Below are 21,747 nucleotides of genomic sequence, written 5' to 3' on the forward strand. Positions count from 1 at the left end.
CATACTGCTTTTTTTTTATTTTTACTAATAAATTTTAAACAATGCTTAGAAATTTCATTTTCATTTTCTTTTTATCGCTTTTTATAAATTGCTCAAACAAAGACAATTTTAAAAATCAAAATTTGATATTTAATAAGCTCTCATCAAAAAAAACGAATGTTACATTTAGTAATAACTTAAAAGAAACAGATTCTTTAAATTATTTTAAATACACCTCTATTTATATGGGTGGTGGAGTGTCTTTAGGAGATATTAATAATGATGGGTTAATTGATATATTTTTTACAGGAAACCAAGTAAGCAATAAATTATATTTAAATAAAGGCAACTTACAGTTTGAAGATATAACAAAAAACGCAAATATTTCTGGAGATAAAAGATGGTATACAGGCTCAACAATGGCAGATGTAAATAATGATGGTTATTTAGATATTTATTGTGCTGTAGCTGGTAAAAATGGTGTTAAAAATAATCAACTTTTTATCAATAATAAAGACAATACATTTGCAGAAAAAGCCAATGATTATCAAATAGATGACACAGCAAACTCAGTACAATCAACTTTTTTTGATTATGATAATGATGGAGATTTAGATTTATATGTTGCCAATTACCCTATTTCTCACCCATCAACATCAAACATGGTTTATAAACATAAAATGAGCAAAGTTTCTTTACAAGAATCTGATAAACTTTATAGAAATGATGGAGATAAATTTACTGATGTAACTGAAATTTCTGGTGTTAAAAATTACAGTTTTTCACTAGGTATATCTGCTTCAGATCTCAATAATGATGGTTGGCAAGATTTATATATTTCAAACGATTATAGTGTCCCTGATTTTTTATATATAAACAATCAAGATGGTACTTTTAAAGAAGTAATAAAAGATGCCACTTCTCAAACTTCATTTTACGGAATGGGTATTGATGTTTCTGATATTAATAATGATGGATTTTTAGATGTTTTTCAAGTAGACATGGATTCTAATAATAATCGTCGTCAAAAAGCAAATATGGCTAGCATGAATCCTAAGTTGTTTTTTGAGACCGTTTTTTATGGTTTTCATTATCAATATATGCATAATTGTTTGCAATTAAATTCAGGTTTAATCGAAAATGGAATACCTAAATTTTCTAATATTTCAAGGTTAGCAGGTACCTCATCTACAGATTGGAGTTGGGGCCCTTTATTTGCAGATTTTGATAATGATGGATTAAAAGATTTATATATTACTAATGGTACAAGAAGAGAAGTAAATAACAAAGATTTTTTTAGAAAAATTGATAAAATAGAATATGAAAAATACTCTCTTTTAGAAAAAACAAAAATGATTCCTAGTGAAAAAATAGACAATTTTATGTTTAAAAATTCAGGAAATCTAGATTTTAAGAATGTTGGCAAAAAATGGGGTTTAGAACACAAAGGCTTTTCTAATGGGGCTGCTTATGCTGATTTAGATAATGATGGAGATTTAGAACTTATTGTGAATAATATTGATGAAGAAGCAACTATTTTTAACAACAATAGTTCAAAAAACAGTAATTATTTAAAAATACGTTTTAATGGAGGTTCTAAAAACAAGTTTGGGTTAGGTACAAGAGTTTATGCTTTTACAGGAGCTAAAAAGCAAATGCAAGAACTAACATTAACTAGAGGTTTTCAATCTTCTGTAGCACCAGAAATTCATTTTGGATTCAATAAAGAAAAGAAAATTGATAGCTTACAAATTATTTGGAACAATGGAAACATTCAAACTTTAAAAGAGACAGCTACAAACCAATTATTGACAATTAATTATGCTGATGCTAGACCAAACCTCAACAAGAAAATAATCAACAAAAAAGAAACTTTATTTACAGAAGTCGATAATTTACTTCAACCAAAACATAAAGAAAACGAGCTAAACGATTTTGATAAACAAGTTTTATTGCCTCACAAAATGTCTACTTTAGGTCCTGCTTTAGCTGTTGCAGATGTAAATAATGATGGTTTAGAAGATTATTTTATTGGTGGTTCTTTTGGAAATCCATCACAAATGTATTTACAAAAAGAGGGTGATTTTATAAAGATTGAAATTCCATCCATAGAAAAAGACAAACTTTCTGAAGATTTAGGAGCTTTATTTTTTGATGCGGATTCAGATGGTGATAAAGATTTATATGTGGTTTCTGGAGGTTATGAATTTGCGCAAAACTCATCAATGTTACAAGATAGATTCTATGAAAATGATGGAAAAGGTGGTTTTAAAAAACTTGTAAATAGCTTACCTAAATTTTCAAGTAGTGGCTCTAAAGCATATCAATTAGATTATAATAAAGATGGTAAACAAGATATTTTAGTTCTTGGAAGACAAGTTTCAGGAAAATACCCTTTACCTGCAACAAGTTACTTACTTAAAAATAATTCAACTCCTTTAAATATTAAGTTTGAAGATACCTCTACTACTCTATTTTCAGATCTAGGAATGGCAACAAGCGCAGTAATCACAGATTTTAATAATGATTCTTGGCAAGATATTATTATTGTGGGTGAGTGGTTGCCTATCAAAATATTTAAAAACAATAAAGGGATTTTTGAAGATGTTTCAGAAAAAATGGGAATTACAAAAGATACTACTGGTTGGTGGTGGAGTATTAACCAAGGTGATTTTGACAATGATGGTGATATCGATTATATTCTTGGTAACAATGGTTTAAACTATAAATATAAAGCCACAGAAAATGAAACTTTTGATATTTATGTAAACGATTTTGATAAAAATAATAAAAGTGATATTGTTTTAAGCTACTATAATGACGGTAAACAATATCCACTTCGCGGAAGACAATGTTCTTCAGAACAAATACCAGGTATTAAAAATAAATTTAAGAATTATGACGAATTTTCTACTGCTACATTAATTGATGTTTATGGTAAAAATAATTTAGAAAACGCCTTACATTATCAAGTAAAATCTTTTGCAAGTATTTATTTAGAAAATAAAGGAGATTCTTTTGCAATTCACAAACTTCCTGTAGAAGCTCAATTTTCTAGCATTCAAAAAATATTAGTAAATGATTATGATAAAGATGGTAATTTAGATGTTTTAATTGCAGGAAACCTACATAATTCTGAAGTAGAAACGCCAAGAAACGATGCTAGTTACGGTTTATTTTTAAAAGGAAATGGTAGAGGAATATTTAAAGCAACATCGGTTTTAGAAAGTGGTTTTTATACTTCTGGTGATGTAAAAGAAATGTCTGAAATAACGATTAACAATAAAAAACACATCATCATTGGTAAAAATAATGATGAAATACAATATTTAAAAATCAATAATTAAAATATCAATGATAAAATCATAACACTTGTAAAACCAACAATATAAAGTGAAATTATTATTACGGACTAACTTTAAAAGGTCTGTTTTTTATCAATATTTAAATATGGACTTACACAAAAAATACCTACAGAAATACTAGCAATTAACAATACTATAAAATCTGGGATTTTTAATTTTAAAATAAGAAAAAGCAAAATGGCAATTCAGATAAATACAGAACAAATTAGCGAAAAACCTAACATTGATACATTTATTTTTTAAGAGAAAAAGAAGCTTTTAAACCTTGTACAGCATTTGGCCCCACCCAAAGATTAAATTTACCTTCTTCTGCTGCTTTAACTAATTTATGATTTACAAACTCTAAATCTTTAGCAGAAATTTGAAAAGAAACTTCCTTTGTTTCTCCACTTTCTAAGAATACTTGTTGATACCTTTTTAACTCTTTTACAGGTCTTGTAATACTACCTACTAGGTCTTGTATATATAATTGCGCAATTTCTTTTCCTGCAGTTTTTCCTGTATTTGTAATAGATACTTTTATTTCTAAGTTATCATTAAAGTTAATTGTTTCTTTAGAGATAGAAATATCAGCATATTTAAAAGTTGTGTAAGACAACCCATATCCAAAAGGGAAATGTGGTGTAAAACCAGCATCTAAATAATGAGAATCATTACCCAAAGAACTTTGCCATGCACCAATAGGAATTTCATCAATAGGTACAAAATTGATACTATTTGCTGGTCTACCTGTATTTTTATGATTATAAAAATAAGGCAATTGACCAGCTGTTTTTGGCCAAGAAACAGGTAATCTTCCTTCAGGTGATTTCATCCCGTTAATAATTTCATACAAAGCTTCTCCTCCCATTGTACCTGGGTGCCATGCCATAAGTACAGCATGAGTTTTATCAATAATATTTGTAATTGTAATTGGCCTTCCTGCCATAATTACTAAAACAATTGGTTTGCCTGTTTTGGCTAATTCATTTATTAACTCTTCTTGTGCTCCTGGTAAATCTATATTTGCTCTACTGTGTGCTTCTCCTGATAAAATGGCTTCTTCTCCTCCAAAAAACAAAATAACATCCGATTTTTTAGCAATGTTTACAGCTTCTTTAAAACCTTTTTTAGATTTATCTCTGCTATAATCCAATCCTTTTGAAAAAGTAAAATTAGTATTTGCTTTTTGGTAAGCAAGCAAAGGCGTATTGGTATGTTCTTTTTCACCATCAAAAGCCCAAGTACCTAATTGTTCATGAGGTGCATTTGCTAAAGGTCCAATAATTGCCACTTTTGTTTTTTCTGAAAGTGGTAAAATTGATTGTTTATTTTTTAATAAAACAGCACTTTTAATCGCTGCTTTTTTAGCTTCTTTTAAATGATTTTCTGCATAAAAATTACCAGTGTGTTCTTTATTTCTATATGGATTTTCAAATAAACCTAACCTAAATTTTACGCGTAAAATATTACGTACAAAATCATTTAATTCTGCTATAGTTACTTTATTTTCTTTAATTAATTCTTTTAAATGATTCTCATAAGCAGTACTTGTCATTTCCATATCTAAACCTGCTTTAGCTGCTAATTCTCCTGCATGCTTTTTATCACTTGCATACCCATGAGCTACCATTTCTATCACAGAATCCCAATCACTTACCACAAAACCATCAAACTGTAACTCACCTCTTAAAACATCTTTTAATAAGAACTCATTTCCTGTTGCAGGCACTCCATTTATTTCGTTAAAAGAGCTCATAACTGTAGCAGAACCAGCATCTATAGCAGATTTAAAAGGTGGTAAATAGACATTTCTTAACAATTGCTCGCTCATATCTACTGTGTTATAATCCCTACCTCCAATTGCTGCTCCATAAGCAATGTAATGTTTTGCAGAAGCTGCCATTGTATAAGGATTACTTAAATCATCACCTTGAAAACCTTTCACATATGCAGCTCCTAAAATTGTTGCTAAATAAGGATCTTCTCCAGGAGATTCTGCAATTCTTCCCCATCTGCTGTCTCTGGCAATATCTAACATGGGTGCAAACGTCCATCTTATTCCGTAAGCAGAAGCTTCAAAAGCAGCAATTTCAGAAGATTTTTCTACAATTTGAGCATCCCAAGTTGCAGCTAATCCCAATGGAATTGGAAACATTGTTTTAAAACCATGAATTACATCTCTACCAAAAATCAAAGGAATTCCGTTTGGACTTTCTTCAACTGCAATTCGCTGTAATTCATCTACATAATCTAGATTCATAATATTTAAAAAAGCACCTATATTCCCTTTTCTTACAGATTCTTTTAAATCTTTTGGTAAAGAATTTGCTCTACTAGAAACGCCTCTTAAATTGGTTTGCCCAATTTTTTCCTCTAAAGTCATTTTTGCAAGTAAAGCTTCTATCTTAGCTTCTTGCGATGTGTCTTTTACAAAAGATGATTCTTCATTTTCTTTACAGCTTATAAATGTTACCAATAACAGTAATAGTAGTAATACTTTTTTCATAATATTATTTATTTTGTTGGTTTATTTTCTATATAAAAATTACTTTTACCCCCTTTAACCCCAGGTTTTATTTTAAAAATAGCACCTGCTAAAGGGTATTTTTTGATTTCTTCTTCGGTCATATCAATACTTGCAGAAGTAATATAAAGAACATCTAAATTATCGCCACCAAAAGCACAAGAAGTAATATTATGTGCCGGAACTTCTATTTTAGACACTACTTTGCCTGTTTTAGGATTAAAGCAAATTACAGCATTCCCATTCCACATGCCTACCCAAAGCATATCTTCTTCATCAATGGTCATCCCATCAGGAAAACCTAATGATTCTGGAATTTGAACCACAACTTTTTCATTAGCAATTTTACCAGTTTTGTTATCATAATCGTATGCTTTTATAGAAGATGTTGGGGTATCTATATAATACATTGTTTTTTTATCTGATGTCCAAACAATTCCGTTAGAAATGGTTACGCTATCTATCTTTTTTTCTAATTTATTTTCTGATGTAATTGTATATAAATTTGCTTTACCGGTTATTTGCTCTAAATGCATAGAACCTACCCAAAACCTTCCAGAAGGATCGCATTTACCATCATTTAATCTACTGCCTGGTAATTCATTTTTCATATCTGTAAACAAGGTACTTTCTCCAGATTCCAAATTTATTTTATGCACACCATCTTCTAAAGCAATTAAGGCTTCTTTTTCTGTAAAAGGAACTACAGTACCTATTCTTGATTTTGTTTCTAAAATTTTATTTTCACTTGTTAATGGATTGAAAATATTTAGTTGTTTACCTTCTATATCTACCCAATACAATTCTTGGGTTTTATAATTCCAGATAGCACCTTCACCTAAACTTGCATTTATTTTATAAGCTAATGTAGCTGTTTTAATAGGGATTGTTTTCTCTTCTTTTTTACTTTCATTTTTTTTAGAATTACAAGCCATTATCAGAATTAAAAAACTAAAAATTGATATTTTTTTAAACATTTATTGTTTTATTTTTTTGATTTAGAAAACATCCAAGAAATAAATTCAGGTTCTTTAAATGCTTTTTTAAAAGTTGATATATAGTTCTAGAACCTTGTACAGGGTTCCATTGATCTTTATTACCATGAAAAATCCAAATAGGAATTTCTTTTATTTTCTGTATTTGATGAGGGTCTGAATAACCTGCCATTGGTATTGCTGCTGCAAACAACTCTGGCTTTCTAGCAATAAAATCCCAAGTACCAAAAACCGCCCATAGATATACCTGTAATATAAATTCTTGAAGAATCAATGGTTTTCTCAATTATTAATTTTTCTATTAATTTTAAAGTTGTTTTACCAGAATCAGAAGGTATTGGGTTATTTGGTTAAGAACCATCTTTTCCTAAACCTTTAAAAGGTGTTTCTGGTGTATTACCTATTCATTTAGCCCATTCTTCATTTTCTGTTTTATCAGAACATTGTGGAACCAAAACATAACAAGGATATTTTTCTTGAGATTTGGTTGTTAATAATGAATTTTCATTCATTAAAAACCCTGCATTTCTATAAATCCTTTCTCCGTTTTCTCATCCTCTTTCTCCTCTACCATAAAGAAAGATTACTAAAAGAATTTTTCTATTGTTTTTCTTTTTGGGTGAGTATAATCGAAAAGGCAATTCTAAATTATTTTTAGCTTCATAAATACCTTTTACGAATAAACGATCTACACTTTTAAAAACTGATTTATCTTCAATTATTTTTGTTTTTATTGATAACTTTTTGGGTTTGCACCCAATACTAAAAAGAAAAAAAACTATAATAAATAAGATCTTACATTTCACAATAAAAGCATTGAAAAAAAAGCAGTACAAAGTAATTTTATACTGCTTTTCACATTTACCAACTCAAATTAAAACAAACTAAATTTTATTTTTTTTATTATGTTATTAGATGCATTTCCTACATATAAATAATAAATTCCTTTTTCAACAGACCAATCAGAAAACTCAGTATTAAAATATGCTAATTTTGAAATATCAATAGACATTGTAACTGTTTTTTTTTCACCTTTTTCTAAATATACTTTCGTAAAACCTTTCAATTCTTTTAAAGCTCTATTTACTTTAGATTTGTGTTTTCCTACATATAATTGTACTACTTCAGCCCCTTCTCTACTTCCTGTATTAGAAACATCAAAAATTATTTTTATTTGATCTTTTACAGAATATTTTTTATGATCTATTTTTACATTAGAAATTTTAAAATCAGTATAAGATAATCCATAACCAAAAGCATATTGAGGTACTATTTTTTTAGTATCAAACCATCTGTAACCGACTAAAATATCTTCTCTATATACTTGATTTAAATTTTCCCCTGGATAAGATTCTTCTCCATAAGAGTGCGCCCCATTATCTTTTAAATTCTTCGGAAAAGAAAAAGGAAGTTTACCTGATGGATTTACATTTCCACTTACAATATCTGCTATAGCATGACCTGCCATACTCCCTAAATACCAAGTTTGTAAAATTCCTTTCGTTTTAGAAATCCAAGGCATTTCTACAGCGTTTCCTGTGACTAATAAAAATCCTACTTCTTTATTAACTTCATATATTCCTTTTAATAATTTGTCTTGTCCATAAGGCAATTCAAAAACTTTTCTATCTCCACCTTCACTATCTTGATGGAAACTTTTATTTAAACCACCAATAAAAAGAACAACATCTGATTTTTTTGCAACTTCTATTGCCTTTACATATAACGAATCTTGATTTAAGGTTGGAGGAAGTGTTGCATCATAAACGGAAGCACCAGACTCGTAACCCATTGTATGAATAATTGTTGCATTTTTATATCGTGCTTTAAGTCCTTCTAAAGGAGAAATTTCAAAAAGTGGTTTTAATTGAGAAGAACCACCTCCTCTTGTCATATTTCTTGTTGCATTTTCTCCTATAACTGCTATTGTTAAACCTTTTTTATCTTTAATAGGAAAAAAATCATCTTCATTTTTTAATAAAACAATACCTTCTGCACCAACTTTTCTAGCTACTTGATGATGTTCTTTTGTATTTAATTTCCCTAAGCCTCTGTTTGGATTTAAGCTTGTTCGATAAATTAATCTTAAAATTCTACGAACTTTATCATTAAGTAAATCTTCACTTAATTCACCCTTTTTAATCGCTTTTAAAAATGGGTTTGCCAAATAATAATAGTTATAATTATCTTTTTTACTTACTCCTAAACCATCAGTTCCTGTTCCCATTTCCATATCCAAACCATGTAAAGCTGCTTCTTTTGTGTTATGTGCAGACCCCCAATCACTTATTACAACACCATCAAACCCCCAGTCTGTTTTTAAAATTTTATTTAAAACTTTATGATGTGTAGTATACTGACCTCTAAATTTATTATATGCTCCCATAAGAGACCAAACTTTTCCTTTTTTTACAGCAGCTTTAAATGCAGGTAAATAAATTTCATGCAAAGCCCTATCACTAACTTCTACATTAATTTTATCTCTCCATTGCTCTTGATTATTTAATGCAAAGTGCTTAACACAGGCAGCAACTCCATTTTTCTGAACTCCTTTAATATATGGCACAACCATTTTTGAAGCTAAAAAAGGATCTTCCCCTAAATATTCAAAGTTTCTACCATTAAATGGTGTTCTATAAATATTTACACCAGGACCAAGTAAAACATCTTTTTCTCTATACCTTGCTTCTTCTCCTAAATTAAAACCATATTCCCAAGCTAATTCAGGATTAAAACTTGCCGCCAAACATGTTAATGCAGGAAAAGCAGTTATTGCATCATTTGTCCAATCTGCTTCTCCCCAAGAATCCCAAAGAATTTCTTCTCTAACACCATGAGGTCCATCAGACATCCATACTTCTGGTATACCTAACCTAGATACTCCTTTTGTACTAAACTTAGATTGAGCATGAATTAAATCTACTTTTTCTTCAAGAGTTAAAATTGTAATAATACTATCTATTTTGGCTTCAATAAATAGAGTATTTGTTTGGTTTTTTTCTAATAAAATTTTAGGTATTTTATTTTGTCCATTTATAAGTAAAACTTGTAAACAAAAAATAAAGATTAATACTGTAGTATTCTTTTTAAACGGTAATATCATATTTGAAAATTAATTTACTATTGCCTGATTTTGGATAAAACTACTTTTTAACAAGATACATGAGTAAAACTATTTCAACTAAGATTATAACATTTGTTGCAATTCTTTAAAAAGCATATTTTTTCACAAGCTAATAACACAAATGAGCTATCTTTTGCCATAGATGTATCAGTAATAAGTTTTTGTTATTTTCAGGTTTAGAATATTTTAGTAGCACTAAAACTATTATTAAAAAACAGAAAATATCTAGTAAAAATGAAGTTTTTAAAACATATTAATATCAATTAAACAATAAAATTTTTGTTTAATAAAAAAAAACTTAAATAAAAGTAACATTAATATGAATCTTAAAATCTGTAAAATAATAATCTTTTTAGTTTTGATAATTTGGTAATTGAAGTTGTATTAGAATCAAAAAGATAGATTTTAGAAGAATTCGAAATTAAATTACATCTTTTTTATTTTTAAACTACCAAAATTACCATAATAAAAATAATTAAACACCTAATAAAAAAAATAAATGTTAGACATAAATAAAGTATCATTAAAAGAAAAAATAGGTTATGCCCTTGGTGATGGTGCTGCTAATATAGCTTGGAGAGGTGTTGCTGCTTTTTTATTTATATTTTATACCGATGTTTTTGGGTTGCATCCTGCAACAGTAGGTCTTTTAATGTTAATATCTCGTTTTAGCGATGGAATTAGTGATGTTTTAATGGGTATTATTGGAGATAGAACTACATCAAAATACGGAAAATTTAGACCTTGGATTCTGTGGACAGCAGTTCCACTAGGAATTAGTCTTTCTTTGTTGTTTTCTAGTCCAGATTTAAACCCAACAGGTAAAATTATTTATGCCTATATCACTTACATTGCTTTTACCTTAATTTACACAGCAAATAATGTTCCTTATGGAGCTTTAATGGCAGTAATGACAGGGAATGATAAAGAAAGAACAAGTATTGGTTCTTTTAGAATGGTAGGTGCATTTGGTGGAGGAATGTTGGTGCAAGGAGCCTTACTTTTCTTAGTTACTTATTTTGGTAATGTAAATCCAACGATTAAGGTTGAAAAGTTAGCTGCTGAAAGATTCAAAGTTGAAATAACCGCTCCTAAAGATGTTTTAAATGCAAATATTAAAACAGCAAATGGAATTGCGTTATTCACTTGGGATGCGATTGATAATAAGGAAAACACACCAACAAAAGGAAAAAGTTTTACCATTGAAGCCAATAAAAATTACACATTTATTGTTACTGGAGAAAAAGGTCTTACTGAAGCTTCGTTTTCAATTATTGATCAGAAAAAAGGATATAGTAATTCTATGTATGTGATGTCTATTTTCTTAACCCTATTTATGATTATTACTTTCTACTCAACAAAAGAACGAGTATTGCCTCCAAAAACGCAAAAAACCAATTTAAAACAAGATTTAAAAGATTTAATTTCTAACAAACCTTGGTTGTTTTTATTAGCAATTGGTTTATTATTTAATGTCTACAATTCTATAAAACAAGGAATTGTAGTGGTTTATTTTACGCACTATTTAAACAATCAATTATTAGCAGCAAGTTTTATGGTGGGCTTAATGTTGGCTTCTATTGCAGGTGCCATGGCAACAGCACCTTTGGGTAAAAGGTTTGGGAAGCGCATGTTGTTTATTTATGCTTTATTATTTTCTGGTGGTGTAAATGCGTTACTCGTTTTTTGTGGGCCAAATGATACTTCTATGATTTTTACGTTAGGTGTTATTTCTGAATTTGGCGCAGCAATTCTGCCTACCTTATTCTTTGTGATGTTGGGTGATGCTGCAGATTATTCAGAATTTAAAAACGGAAGAAGAGCTACAGGTTTGGTCTATTCAGCAGGTTCTTTTGCAACAAAATTTGGAGGAGGAATTGCAGGTGCAATTATAGGTTTGGTTTTAGCTGCTTTTCATTATAGTGGACAAGATTCTGTGGCTATAGAAGGTGCTTTACCTGGTGTTGTGATGTTAATGAGTTGGATTCCTTCTATAATTACAGTTTTAACAGCCATTGTAATGTTTTTTTATCCGCTAACAGAATCAAAATTAGAGGAAATTACAGCAGAATTAAACACAAGAAGATTACAAGAAAAATAGAATTTAAAAATATTGATATTATATAATTATGAATAAATTTCCAAAAGATTTTGTTTGGGGAACAGCCACATCATCTTATCAAATTGAAGGTGCAAGTGACTTAGATGGTAAAGGCCCTTCTATTTGGGATGCTTTCTGTAGCATTCCTGGTAAAATTAAAAATAATGAAACAGGTAATCTTGCTTGCGATCATTATCATAAATTTAAAGAAGATATAAAATTGATGAAAGATATGGGCGTTAAAGCGTATCGTTTTTCAATTGCTTGGTCTCGAATTATGCCAACAGGAAAAGACACAGTTAATGAAAGAGGAATTCAGTTTTATTCAGAGTTAATAGATGAGCTTTTAAAAGCAGATATTGTTCCTTGGGTAACTCTATATCATTGGGATTTACCACTTGCATTACAACTAGAAAATGATGGTTGGCTAAACAAAGATATTACAGGCTATTTTAAAGAATATGCAGATGTTTGTTTTAATAGGTTTGGAGATCGTGTAAAAAATTGGATTACTTTAAATGAGCCTTGGGTGGTATCTATTTTAGGTTACGGACAAGGTGTTTTTGCTCCAGGTAGAGTTTCTAATTCAGAGCCTTATTTGGCGGCGCATCATTTAATTTTAGCGCATGCTAAAGCAGTGCAATTATATCGAGAAAAATATCCGCATCAAAATGGAGAAATCGGAATCTCTAACAATTGTGATTGGCGAGAACCTTTAACAGATAGTAAAGAGGATAAAGATGCTGCAGAAAGAGCGCTTGAGTTTTTTGTTGCTTGGTTTGCAGATCCTATTTATAAAGGAGAGTATCCAAAAGTGATGAAAGAAAGACTAAAAAAACGTCTTCCCTCCTTTTCCAAAGAAGAAAAAGAAATGATTAAAGGAAGTTCAGATTTTTTTGGATTGAATCATTATACAACAATGTATGCTGCAAATTCAAATGGAATTATAGAAAAAGTTGCTGTAAACGGAAACGGTGGTATTTCTGAAGATCAAGATGTAAACTTATCTGTAGATAAAGAATGGAAAGTAACTTTAATGGATTGGGCAGTGGTGCCTTGGGGTTGTAAAAAACTATTAAAATGGATTGATAAAAAATACAACAAACCAAATATTTACATTACAGAAAATGGTTGTGCCTATCCAGATCAATTAATAGATGGTGAAATTGATGACCAAGAAAGATTAGAGTTTTACCAAAGCTATTTAAAAGCTTGTAAAGAAGCTATTGATGAAGGCGTAAACCTAAAAGGATATTTTGCTTGGTCTTTTATGGACAATTTTGAATGGGCTTTGGGTTACGAACAAAGATTTGGTTTGCATTATGTAGATTTTGAAACTTTAGAAAGAATTCCTAAAAAATCTGCAAAGTGGTTTAAAAAAGTAATAAAGAATAAAAGTGTAGAAGTTACATTGTAACTTATTAATAGTGTCTATTACTAAAAAACCACCTCAATGAGGTGGTTTTTTTAAATCAACTAATTCAAATAATTTACAAATGAAAACAGTTTACTACGTTGTCTTCAATATAATATTAGCAAACTGTGTGCCAAAAAAATATATAAATCTATTTTTTACATAATTTTAACTAAAAATTACTTTCTTCTAATCTTTTTATTTGAAATTAATGGAATACGTTTTTTTAACTCTTCAACTATTGAATAAGTAGCAGGACAAATAGTTGTATTTGTAATTGTTAAATCTGTAATCCCTATAAATTTTCTACGATTTGTATGTGGATACTCTGCGCATGCTTTTGGTCGAACATCGTAAATAAAACAAGTATTATCACTTTCATCTAAAAAAGAACAAGGAGACGTTTTTAGCACCATAAAATCATCTTCATCTCTTTCTAAATATTGCTTTGTAAAAGCAGCAACTTTCATTTTTAAATGTTTAGAAATACGCTCTATGTCTTTATCTGTAAAAATTGGGCTTGTTGTTTTGCAACAATTACCACAATCTAAACAGTCTGTTTTTTCAAACTCAGCATCATGCAATTCTTGCATTATATAATCTAAGTTTTTAGGTGTTCTCTTTTTTAAATTCGCAAAATATTTTAGATTTTCTTTTCTAGCTTCTTCTGCTAATTTTGGGAGTTGTTGCAAGCGTTTTTCCATCTTGCAAAAATACAATTATTCTTCACCAAAAATCATTCTAAAAACCAAATAAAAATATGTAATTTTGCATTTCAATTTCAGAGATTAAATGAGCATTCAAAATACCATAGAAACCAAAGTAAAAGAAGGTTTTTTAGCACTATACAATGTAGAAATTCCATCAGTAGAATTTCAAGCAACAAGAAAAGAATTTGAAGGAGACATTACCGTAGTCGTTTTTCCTTTATTAAGATACAAAAAAGGGAATCCTGTTCAGGTCGGAGAAGATTTAGGGAAATATGTTGTAGAAAACATTACCGAAATTACCAATTACAATGTTGTAAAAGGATTTTTAAATTTAGTTATAGACGATTCTTTTTACACCAATTTTTTTAATACTATTTACACAGATACTTCTTATGGTATGGTGTCGCCAAAGGCGGATGAAAAAGCAATTATGGTAGAATATTCATCACCAAACACCAACAAACCACTACATTTAGGACATGTTCGTAATAACTTATTAGGATATTCTGTTGCAGAAATTATAAAAGCTGCAGGTAAAAAAGTGTACAAAACACAGATTATTAATGACAGAGGTATTCATATCTGTAAATCTATGTTGGCTTGGGAGAAATTCGGAAACGGAGAAACTCCAGAATCTACAGGTTTAAAAGGTGATAAATTGGTTGGTAATTATTATGTGAAATTTGAACAAGAATTTCAAAAAGAGTATTCTGAATGGTTAAAAACCTCAGAATCAACTGATTTATTTATTGACTTCTTTAATAAACCTGAAACTCAAAAACTTTTAAAAGAAAAGTATAAAGAACAATTTTTAAATGGGGATGATTTAAGTTCAGAAGCACATTCAGAATTTAGAAAAGAATTTAAAAATCAATATTTTTCTGACTATAGTAAATTAGGTATAGAAGCCAAAGAAATGCTTCAAGATTGGGAAAATGAAAAACCTCAAGTCGTTGACTTGTGGAAAAAGATGAACTCTTGGGTATATGCTGGTTTTAATGTTACTTATAAAAGTATGGGTGTAGATTTTGACAACCTATATTATGAAAGTAACACCTATTTATTAGGGAAAGATGTTGTAGCACAAGGTTTAGAAAAAGGCGTTTTCTATAAAAAAGAAGATGGTTCTGTTTGGTGTGATTTAACTGAAGATGGTTTAGATGAAAAAATTGTATTACGTTCTGACGGAACAGCCGTTTACATGACCCAAGATATTGGTACAGCCATACAACGTGTAAAAGATTATGCAGATGTTGGTGGAATGGTGTATACTGTTGGTAACGAACAAGATTATCATTTTCAAGTATTATTTTTAATCTTGAAGAAATTAGGGTTTGATTGGGCAAAACAATTACATCATTTAAGTTACGGAATGGTAGATTTACCTTCTGGTAAAATGAAATCTAGAGAAGGTACTGTGGTAGATGCGGATGATTTAATGGTAGAAATGACAGATACTGCAAAAACAATTTCTGAAGAATTAGGAAAATTAGATGGTTATTCTGATGAAGAAAAGAATGAATTGTACGAAACAATTGGTTTAGGTGCTTTAAAATATTTTATTTTAAAAGTAGATCCTAAGAAGAGAATTTTGTTCGACCCGAAATCTTCTGTAGATTTTCAAGGAAACACAGGTCCTTTTATTCAATATACCTATGCTAGAATTCAATCTATCATTAGAAAAGCAGATTTTGATTATTCTAATCCGGTTTCTATAGATTTACACGAAAAGGAAAAAGAATTGTTAAAACAATTAGAACTCTATCCTGAAACAGTGCAACAAGCAGCTGCCAATTACTCGCCTGCCCTTATTGCAAATTACACGTATGATTTGGTAAAAGAATTCAATTCTTTTTATCAGAACGTATCTATTTTAGGAGAAGAAAATACAGACAAAAAAGTATTTAGAGTTCAGTTAGCTAAGAAAGTTGCTGAAACAATAAAATCAGCTTTTTTATTATTAGGAATTCAGGTTCCGGAAAGAATGTAAATTAGTTGACACGAGCATTGGCTATAAACATAAAAGTTAGTAAATTAGCCTGCGTTAGGGATTGCAGTGGCATCCTTTTTCTACTGATTTTTTTCAGTAGAAAAAGATACAACGGAAAGCCCGTTAAAACGCCCAAAATAGAGAAATAAAAAGTTAAATATACAATTATGAAATACGACATCATTATTATTGGAAGTGGACCTGGAGGTTATGTTACAGGGATTAGAGCTTCTCAATTAGGCTTTAAAGTTGCCATTGTAGAGAAAGAACACTTAGGTGGGATTTGCTTAAACTGGGGATGTATACCAACAAAAGCATTGTTAAAATCTGCACAGGTTTACGACTATTTAAAACATGTAGATCAATATGGTTTAAAAGCTGAAGCTATTGATAAAGATTTTGAAGCTGTAATTAAAAGAAGTCGTGGTGTTGCCGAGGGAATGAGCAAAGGTGTTGCTTTTTTAATGAAGAAAAACAAAATCGATATTATTGATGGTTTTGGAAAAATTAAAACTGGTAAAAAAGTAGATGTAACTGCTGCTGATGGTAAAGTAACAGAGTATAGTGCAGGCAATATTATTATTGCTACAGGTGCAAGATCTAGAGAGTTACCAAACTTGCCACAAGATGGTAAAAAAGTAATTGGTTATAGACAAGCTATGAATTTACCAACACAACCAAAATCTATGATTATTGTAGGTTCTGGAGCCATTGGTGTTGAGTTTGCTCATTTTTATAATTCTATGGGAACTGAGGTTACTATTGTAGAATTTATGCCAAACGTTGTACCAGTGGAAGATATTGATGTTTCTAAACAATTTGAACGTTCTATTAAAAAATCTGGAATTAAAGTAATGACAAATTCTTCTGTAGAATCTGTTGATACTTCTGGTGAAGGAGTTGTTGCAACGGTTAAAACTAAAAAAGGTGAAGAAACTTTAAGTGCTGATATTTTATTATCTGCAGTTGGAATTAAATCTAACATTGAAAACATCGGTTTAGAAGATGTTGGAATTATTGTTGATAGAGATAAAATTCTAGTAAACGATTTTTATCAAACTAACATACCTGGTTATTATGCTATTGGAGATGTTGTTCCGGGACAAGCATTGGCGCACGTTGCTTCTGCTGAAGGAATTACTTGTGTTGAGAAATTAGCAGGTTTACATACTGAAGCAATTGATTACGGAAACGTACCTGGTTGTACCTATGCAACCCCAGAAATTGCATCTGTAGGTATGACAGAAGCAAAAGCAAAAGAAGCTGGTTACGAACTTAAAGTTGGTAAATTTCCTTTTTCTGCATCTGGAAAAGCAAAAGCAGCTGGAACTCCTGATGGTTTTGTAAAAGTTATTTTTGATGCAAAATATGGTGAATGGTTAGGTTGCCATATGATTGGTGCTGGTGTTACTGATATGATTGCTGAAGCAGTTTTAGGACGTAAATTAGAAACTACAGGTCATGAAGTTTTAAAAACAATTCATCCTCACCCAACAATGAGTGAAGCAGTTATGGAAGCTGTTGCAGATGCTTATGATGAAGTGATTCATTTATAAAATATATTTTTTAATTGTTCTTCTAAATTTTAATGAAGAAGTTCAACTATAAAAACAATCTTTTTATCGAAAAACCGAAGTAAATTGCTTCGGTTTTTTGTATTTTTAAAGTATTAACAATTAAAAAAAATAAAATGAAAGCAAAATATCAAGGAGTATTAGAATTAGGAGAAGCATTAGCAATACAAAATGGAGATGTAAAAGAAGAAAATGGAGTTTTACATGTAAATGGAACTGCTAAAAATCAATATGAGAAAAACCTTATTTGGGATAAAATTAAAGAAATTGGTGGTGACAACCCAATTGATATTATGGCAGATATAAAAGTGGCAGACACTTCTGTTTATGCAAACCATACAGTAGCAAGTGGAGAAACATTAGGTAAAATTGCTAAACAATATTATGGTAGTGCCTCTAAATATAATGCAATTTTTGAAGCAAACAGAAATATTTTAAAATCAGCAGATGTAATTCATCCTGGTCAAGATTTAGTAATCCCTAATTTGTAATAATAAAAAATTAGAATTTAAAAACCGAAGCTTTTAGCTTCGGTTTTTTTATATTTGAAACTTTATAAATAACTTATGGGTTTAAAAGAAAAAGATCAAAAAAAGAAAGATAATCTAATCAATTATTGGGAACCAAAAAGAGATAATAGATTAAAATACGCTTTACAACAAAGTCTTTATTTTGCGATTCCTTTTAGTTCAATTTTTCAATTCTTAGAAAGTGTTGAAGGTTTTTTAACTTTAAACTTTGCTTTTAAATTTCTTAGTATTTTTTGTATATATTTTTTATTAACATACTATATAACCTATACTATTTATGAGAAAAAATATCAAAAATTTAAAAATCTATAATTCTTGATTACAAATAAAAAACTCTTTTTAAAAGAAACTTTAAAAGCTCTAATTAAATTAATTATTGCAGGAATTTTAATTGGAGTTTTAAAACAGTATGATTTAATAATTGCATGTCTTCTTGTTTTAAAAATTGCTCATAATATTTATAAAGAAATCATTCTACCAAAAACAAATAAAAATTGGTTGTTATTAATAGGAATGCTCTTAACTGGTTTTGGAGGCATTATTGGAGAAACTTGGGGCGTTGCAAATGGTTATTGGGAATATCATGAAGTTACAAGAGAATTACCTTTATGGTTACCTTTTGCTTGGATGCTTGCTTTCCATTATCTATATAAATTAGAGCGTAATTTAATTCCCTTATTGACAAATCAAACTCAGAAAAACAAAATAATATTAGCAATCATATTAGCTTTAATTTTACCCGCCTTTGGAGAAGTAATTACTATTTATCTGGGTGTTTGGACCTATTATTGGCCTTATCAATTATTTGGAGTGCCTTTATATGCTTTTATTTGTTTGGTTTTTGTACATATGTTAGTCTATACAATTTTACACTTTGTTTGTAAAAAGTATAAAATAAACGATGTAGTATTTAATTAGATCTTTGCAAAAAATTAAGCAATCTTTGAATTTATAAACAGATTACTTCGTTATTCTTCCTCGTAATGACATATAATAATTAAAACCTCCAACAAGCAATTCTAGTAACTTTATTACCTTGACTCATAGGTATCACTTTAAAATCTTTGGCTCCAAGTTTTTTTGATGATTTTTCTAAACTTTCTATATTGTCCTTTTTAGAAACTAAACTTGTAAACCACTTACTTTTTTCTTTGAATAATGAACTCTCATATAAATAATTATGAAGAAAAGCTTTCTCTCCTCCTACATACCACAACTCATTGTTGTTTCCAGAGAAATTTCTTACTGCATTGTTTCCTAAATTTCTTGTTTTTCTTCTATTTGCACCTTGAGCTTCTTCTGCAGATTTATAAAAAGGCGGATTACACATGGTTGCAGAAAAAGAATCATCTTCTTCTAAAACACCTTTTAATATTTGCTGTTCATTAAATTGTTGACGTAATTTTATGTTATTATCTAAATTATTATCATCAATAATATCTTGAGCTGAATCTAATGAATCTAAATCAATGTCAGTAGCTACAAAATTCCAGTTATATGCTGCTGCACCTAACAATGGATAAATACAAGTTGCTCCAGTTCCAATATCTAAAATTTTAACTTCTTCTTCTTTAGATAATAAATCTGATAAATGGTGAATATAATCTAAACGTCCAGGAATTGGTGGACATAAATTTTCATCAGGAAAATTCCAGTTAGAAATTTTATCAAAAGAAAACAATAAAGCCTTATTCAATTCTTTTACAGCAGCAGGGTTTGAAAAATCGATAGTAACTGTATCAAATTTATTTGTTGCCACAAACTCTTTTAAAACTGGATTATTAGCTACAAGTTCTTCAAAATTATAACCTTTATTAAATCTATTTTTTGGATGTAAGCCTTTATCTTTCATTATAATTCTAATACTGTAAACTCTAATTGTAAAGGTTTTAAAGCTCCTTTTAACGCTCTTATAAATGAAGAACCATATTCTAAATAATGCTCAGAAAAATTACGTTGACGCTCTTCTAAACTCTGATTTGGCAAAATTTCATTTTGAAGTTGAGTAATTCTATTTACTAAACCTCTTTGTCTCTTTTTTTCTGCCTTTAACAAACGTTTTTGCAAATTTTGTAAACCTTTAATTTGCTTTCTTTCTTGCGCATTTACAGCATTTTCAAAAGAAACATCTGTTTGTTTAGCTACTTCTTTCAATTCTGAAAATTGATTTTCTAAATATTTAATCTTTTCGTCAAAGTTAACTTGAATATCAGAATTTTCAACTACTTTTTTAGACAATAAATCATATTGATTTAAGAATATTTCTTCTAAAGAAACATTCAATTTATTTAATTTATTAGCTTGTTTTTCTGATATTACTTGTACAGAATTACGTAATAACAAAATAGGAAAAGGAACTTCTACCTTTTTAAAATAATCTTTTAATTCTAACCAATACGCCATTTCTCCTCCTCCTCCTAGATAACATAGATTTGGTAAGATTACTTCTTGGTATAGAGGTCTCATAATTACGTTTGGAGAAAATACTTTCGGGTTTTCTTCAACTTCTTTTAAAATTTCAGCTTTCGTAAAAGTGATTTCTGTATTATTTACTCTATAAACTCCATCTTCAAAAATAATGCGTTCTCTAAAATCATCACCCAAATAAAATAAATTTATTTCTCTTGGGTTTACTTGAATTTTATAGTTTTTTTCTAATTCTAAAATAGTTTTAGAAACTGATTTAAAAGAAGTTTCATTTTCTAATTCGTCTTTTACAATTGGAGTAAATAATTGTTTTAAGTCGGTATCATCTCCGTCTAAAACAACCAAACCAAAATCTTTAAATAATTCATTTGCTATAAAACGAGTAGCTTCTGCTAGATTCTGATGTTTTAAATAGGCTTCAGAAAATAATTTTTTTATGAATATCGCATTTTTAGAAGTTCCTAAATGACTAGAAAAAACCTCAAAAACATCTTGTAAACCATCTGTAGAAAAACGACCTACTGCACCACCATCTTCTCTATTCCATTGTACTTTTTTTCCATTAAAATTAAAATAATTAACTTCCTCAAAATCATGATCTTCTGTTGCCATCCAATACACAGGAACAAAATTTTCTTTAGGAAATTTTTCTGATAATTCTTCACATAAATTAATGGTAGAAATAATTTTATATAAGAAATACAAAGGACCTGTAAACAAGTTTAATTGATGACCTGTAGTTATTGTAAACGTATTTTTTTGTTTTAATAACCGAATATTTTCTTCCGTTTTTTCTGAAGTGTTAAAATCTTTATATTGATTTTTTAAAACATCTACCAAGACCAATCTAGCTTGTAATCGAAAAGATTTTTGCTTTTCTTCTATTTGATTATGGAAACCAGAAATATCTGGAAAATTATTATAAAATGGTTGTATATCTTTATTTTGCTCTAAATAATGAATCATTGTTTTAGAGAAAAAACCTGTTTTTTCAAATGGAATATGTGTTACTTTCATATTAATTATTAATAA

14 protein-coding genes and 2 pseudogenes are annotated in these 21,747 nt (G+C 29.2%); 8 read left to right on the forward strand and 8 right to left on the reverse strand.

Annotated elements, in window-relative coordinates:
- The first annotated feature begins 122 nt into the window (after positions 1 to 122).
- Positions 123 to 3,326, forward strand: a complete 3,204-nt coding sequence (locus tag ABJG40_RS12305; protein ID WP_348024885.1) for a VCBS repeat-containing protein — start codon at positions 123 to 125, stop codon at positions 3,324 to 3,326.
- Positions 3,327 to 3,576: 250 nt separating this feature from the next.
- Here the strand turns inward: ABJG40_RS12305 and ABJG40_RS12310 are convergent, their stop codons facing one another.
- The 5 genes from ABJG40_RS12310 to ABJG40_RS12330 form a co-directional block, all read right to left on the reverse strand.
- Entirely contained in the window at positions 3,577 to 5,832 is a 2,256-nt protein-coding gene (locus ABJG40_RS12310; protein WP_348024886.1) for a glycoside hydrolase family 3 N-terminal domain-containing protein, read from the reverse strand.
- A gap of 8 nt (positions 5,833 to 5,840) precedes the next feature.
- The gene (locus tag ABJG40_RS12315) at positions 5,841 to 6,827 is read right to left on the reverse strand and encodes an SMP-30/gluconolactonase/LRE family protein (RefSeq protein ID WP_348024887.1); all 987 of its coding nucleotides are present in this window, start codon (positions 6,825 to 6,827) and stop codon (positions 5,841 to 5,843) included.
- Complete coding sequence (locus tag ABJG40_RS12320; protein ID WP_348024888.1) at positions 6,820 to 7,131, reverse strand: hypothetical protein; 312 nt, start codon at positions 7,129 to 7,131, stop codon at positions 6,820 to 6,822. The genes ABJG40_RS12315 and ABJG40_RS12320 overlap by 8 nt, the downstream gene beginning before the upstream one ends.
- A 265-nt stretch (positions 7,132 to 7,396) precedes the next feature.
- A complete protein-coding gene (locus ABJG40_RS12325) occupies positions 7,397 to 7,651 on the reverse strand; it encodes a hypothetical protein (RefSeq protein WP_348024889.1) in 255 nt (84 codons plus the stop codon).
- 68 nt (positions 7,652 to 7,719) lie between these two features.
- Positions 7,720 to 9,948 carry a glycoside hydrolase family 3 C-terminal domain-containing protein gene (locus ABJG40_RS12330; RefSeq protein WP_348024890.1) on the reverse strand — a complete coding sequence of 743 codons (2,229 nt, stop codon included), beginning with the start codon at positions 9,946 to 9,948 and terminating at the stop codon, positions 7,720 to 7,722.
- Positions 9,949 to 10,468: 520 nt separating this feature from the next.
- Here ABJG40_RS12330 and ABJG40_RS12335 point away from each other — a divergent pair.
- Complete coding sequence (locus ABJG40_RS12335; protein WP_348024891.1) at positions 10,469 to 12,070, forward strand: MFS transporter; 1,602 nt, start codon at positions 10,469 to 10,471, stop codon at positions 12,068 to 12,070.
- Positions 12,071 to 12,098: 28 nt separating this feature from the next.
- The gene (locus ABJG40_RS12340) at positions 12,099 to 13,487 is read left to right on the forward strand and encodes a GH1 family beta-glucosidase (RefSeq protein ID WP_348024892.1); all 1,389 of its coding nucleotides are present in this window, start codon (positions 12,099 to 12,101) and stop codon (positions 13,485 to 13,487) included.
- 176 nt (positions 13,488 to 13,663) lie between these two features.
- Here ABJG40_RS12340 and ABJG40_RS12345 read toward each other — a convergent pair whose 3' ends face one another.
- Positions 13,664 to 14,188, reverse strand: a complete 525-nt coding sequence (locus ABJG40_RS12345; RefSeq protein WP_348024893.1) for a YkgJ family cysteine cluster protein — start codon at positions 14,186 to 14,188, stop codon at positions 13,664 to 13,666.
- Positions 14,189 to 14,276: 88 nt separating this feature from the next.
- On the opposite strand from ABJG40_RS12345, the pseudogene argS (ABJG40_RS12350) reads away from it, so the two are divergent.
- The 5 genes and pseudogenes from argS (ABJG40_RS12350) to ABJG40_RS12370 form a co-directional block, all read left to right on the forward strand.
- Positions 14,277 to 14,936: pseudogene (gene argS, locus ABJG40_RS12350) on the forward strand (arginine--tRNA ligase); the annotation flags it as partial.
- Between the two features lie 69 nt (positions 14,937 to 15,005).
- Positions 15,006 to 16,184: pseudogene (gene argS, locus ABJG40_RS12355) on the forward strand (arginine--tRNA ligase); the annotation flags it as partial.
- 167 nt (positions 16,185 to 16,351) lie between these two features.
- On the forward strand, positions 16,352 to 17,740 hold the full coding sequence (lpdA, locus tag ABJG40_RS12360) for a dihydrolipoyl dehydrogenase (RefSeq protein WP_348024894.1): 1,389 nt from the start codon (positions 16,352 to 16,354) through the stop codon (positions 17,738 to 17,740).
- Between the two features lie 134 nt (positions 17,741 to 17,874).
- Positions 17,875 to 18,249: a LysM peptidoglycan-binding domain-containing protein gene (locus ABJG40_RS12365; protein WP_348024895.1), complete on the forward strand. Its 375-nt coding sequence runs from the start codon at positions 17,875 to 17,877 to the stop codon at positions 18,247 to 18,249.
- A gap of 354 nt (positions 18,250 to 18,603) precedes the next feature.
- Positions 18,604 to 19,206, forward strand: a complete 603-nt coding sequence (locus ABJG40_RS12370; protein WP_348024896.1) for a hypothetical protein — start codon at positions 18,604 to 18,606, stop codon at positions 19,204 to 19,206.
- A 79-nt stretch (positions 19,207 to 19,285) separates the two neighbouring features.
- Here ABJG40_RS12370 and rlmF read toward each other — a convergent pair whose 3' ends face one another.
- Positions 19,286 to 20,140 carry a 23S rRNA (adenine(1618)-N(6))-methyltransferase RlmF gene (gene rlmF / locus ABJG40_RS12375; protein WP_348024897.1) on the reverse strand — a complete coding sequence of 285 codons (855 nt, stop codon included), beginning with the start codon at positions 20,138 to 20,140 and terminating at the stop codon, positions 19,286 to 19,288.
- Entirely contained in the window at positions 20,140 to 21,732 is a 1,593-nt protein-coding gene (gene bshC, locus ABJG40_RS12380; RefSeq protein WP_348024898.1) for a bacillithiol biosynthesis cysteine-adding enzyme BshC, read from the reverse strand. Before bshC ends, rlmF begins: the two co-directional genes overlap by 1 nt.
- Positions 21,733 to 21,747 lie beyond the last annotated feature (15 nt).

Origin of the sequence: Polaribacter sp., assembly GCF_039939415.1 — a bacterium.
In the GTDB taxonomy this organism is placed as follows: domain Bacteria; phylum Bacteroidota; class Bacteroidia; order Flavobacteriales; family Flavobacteriaceae; genus Polaribacter.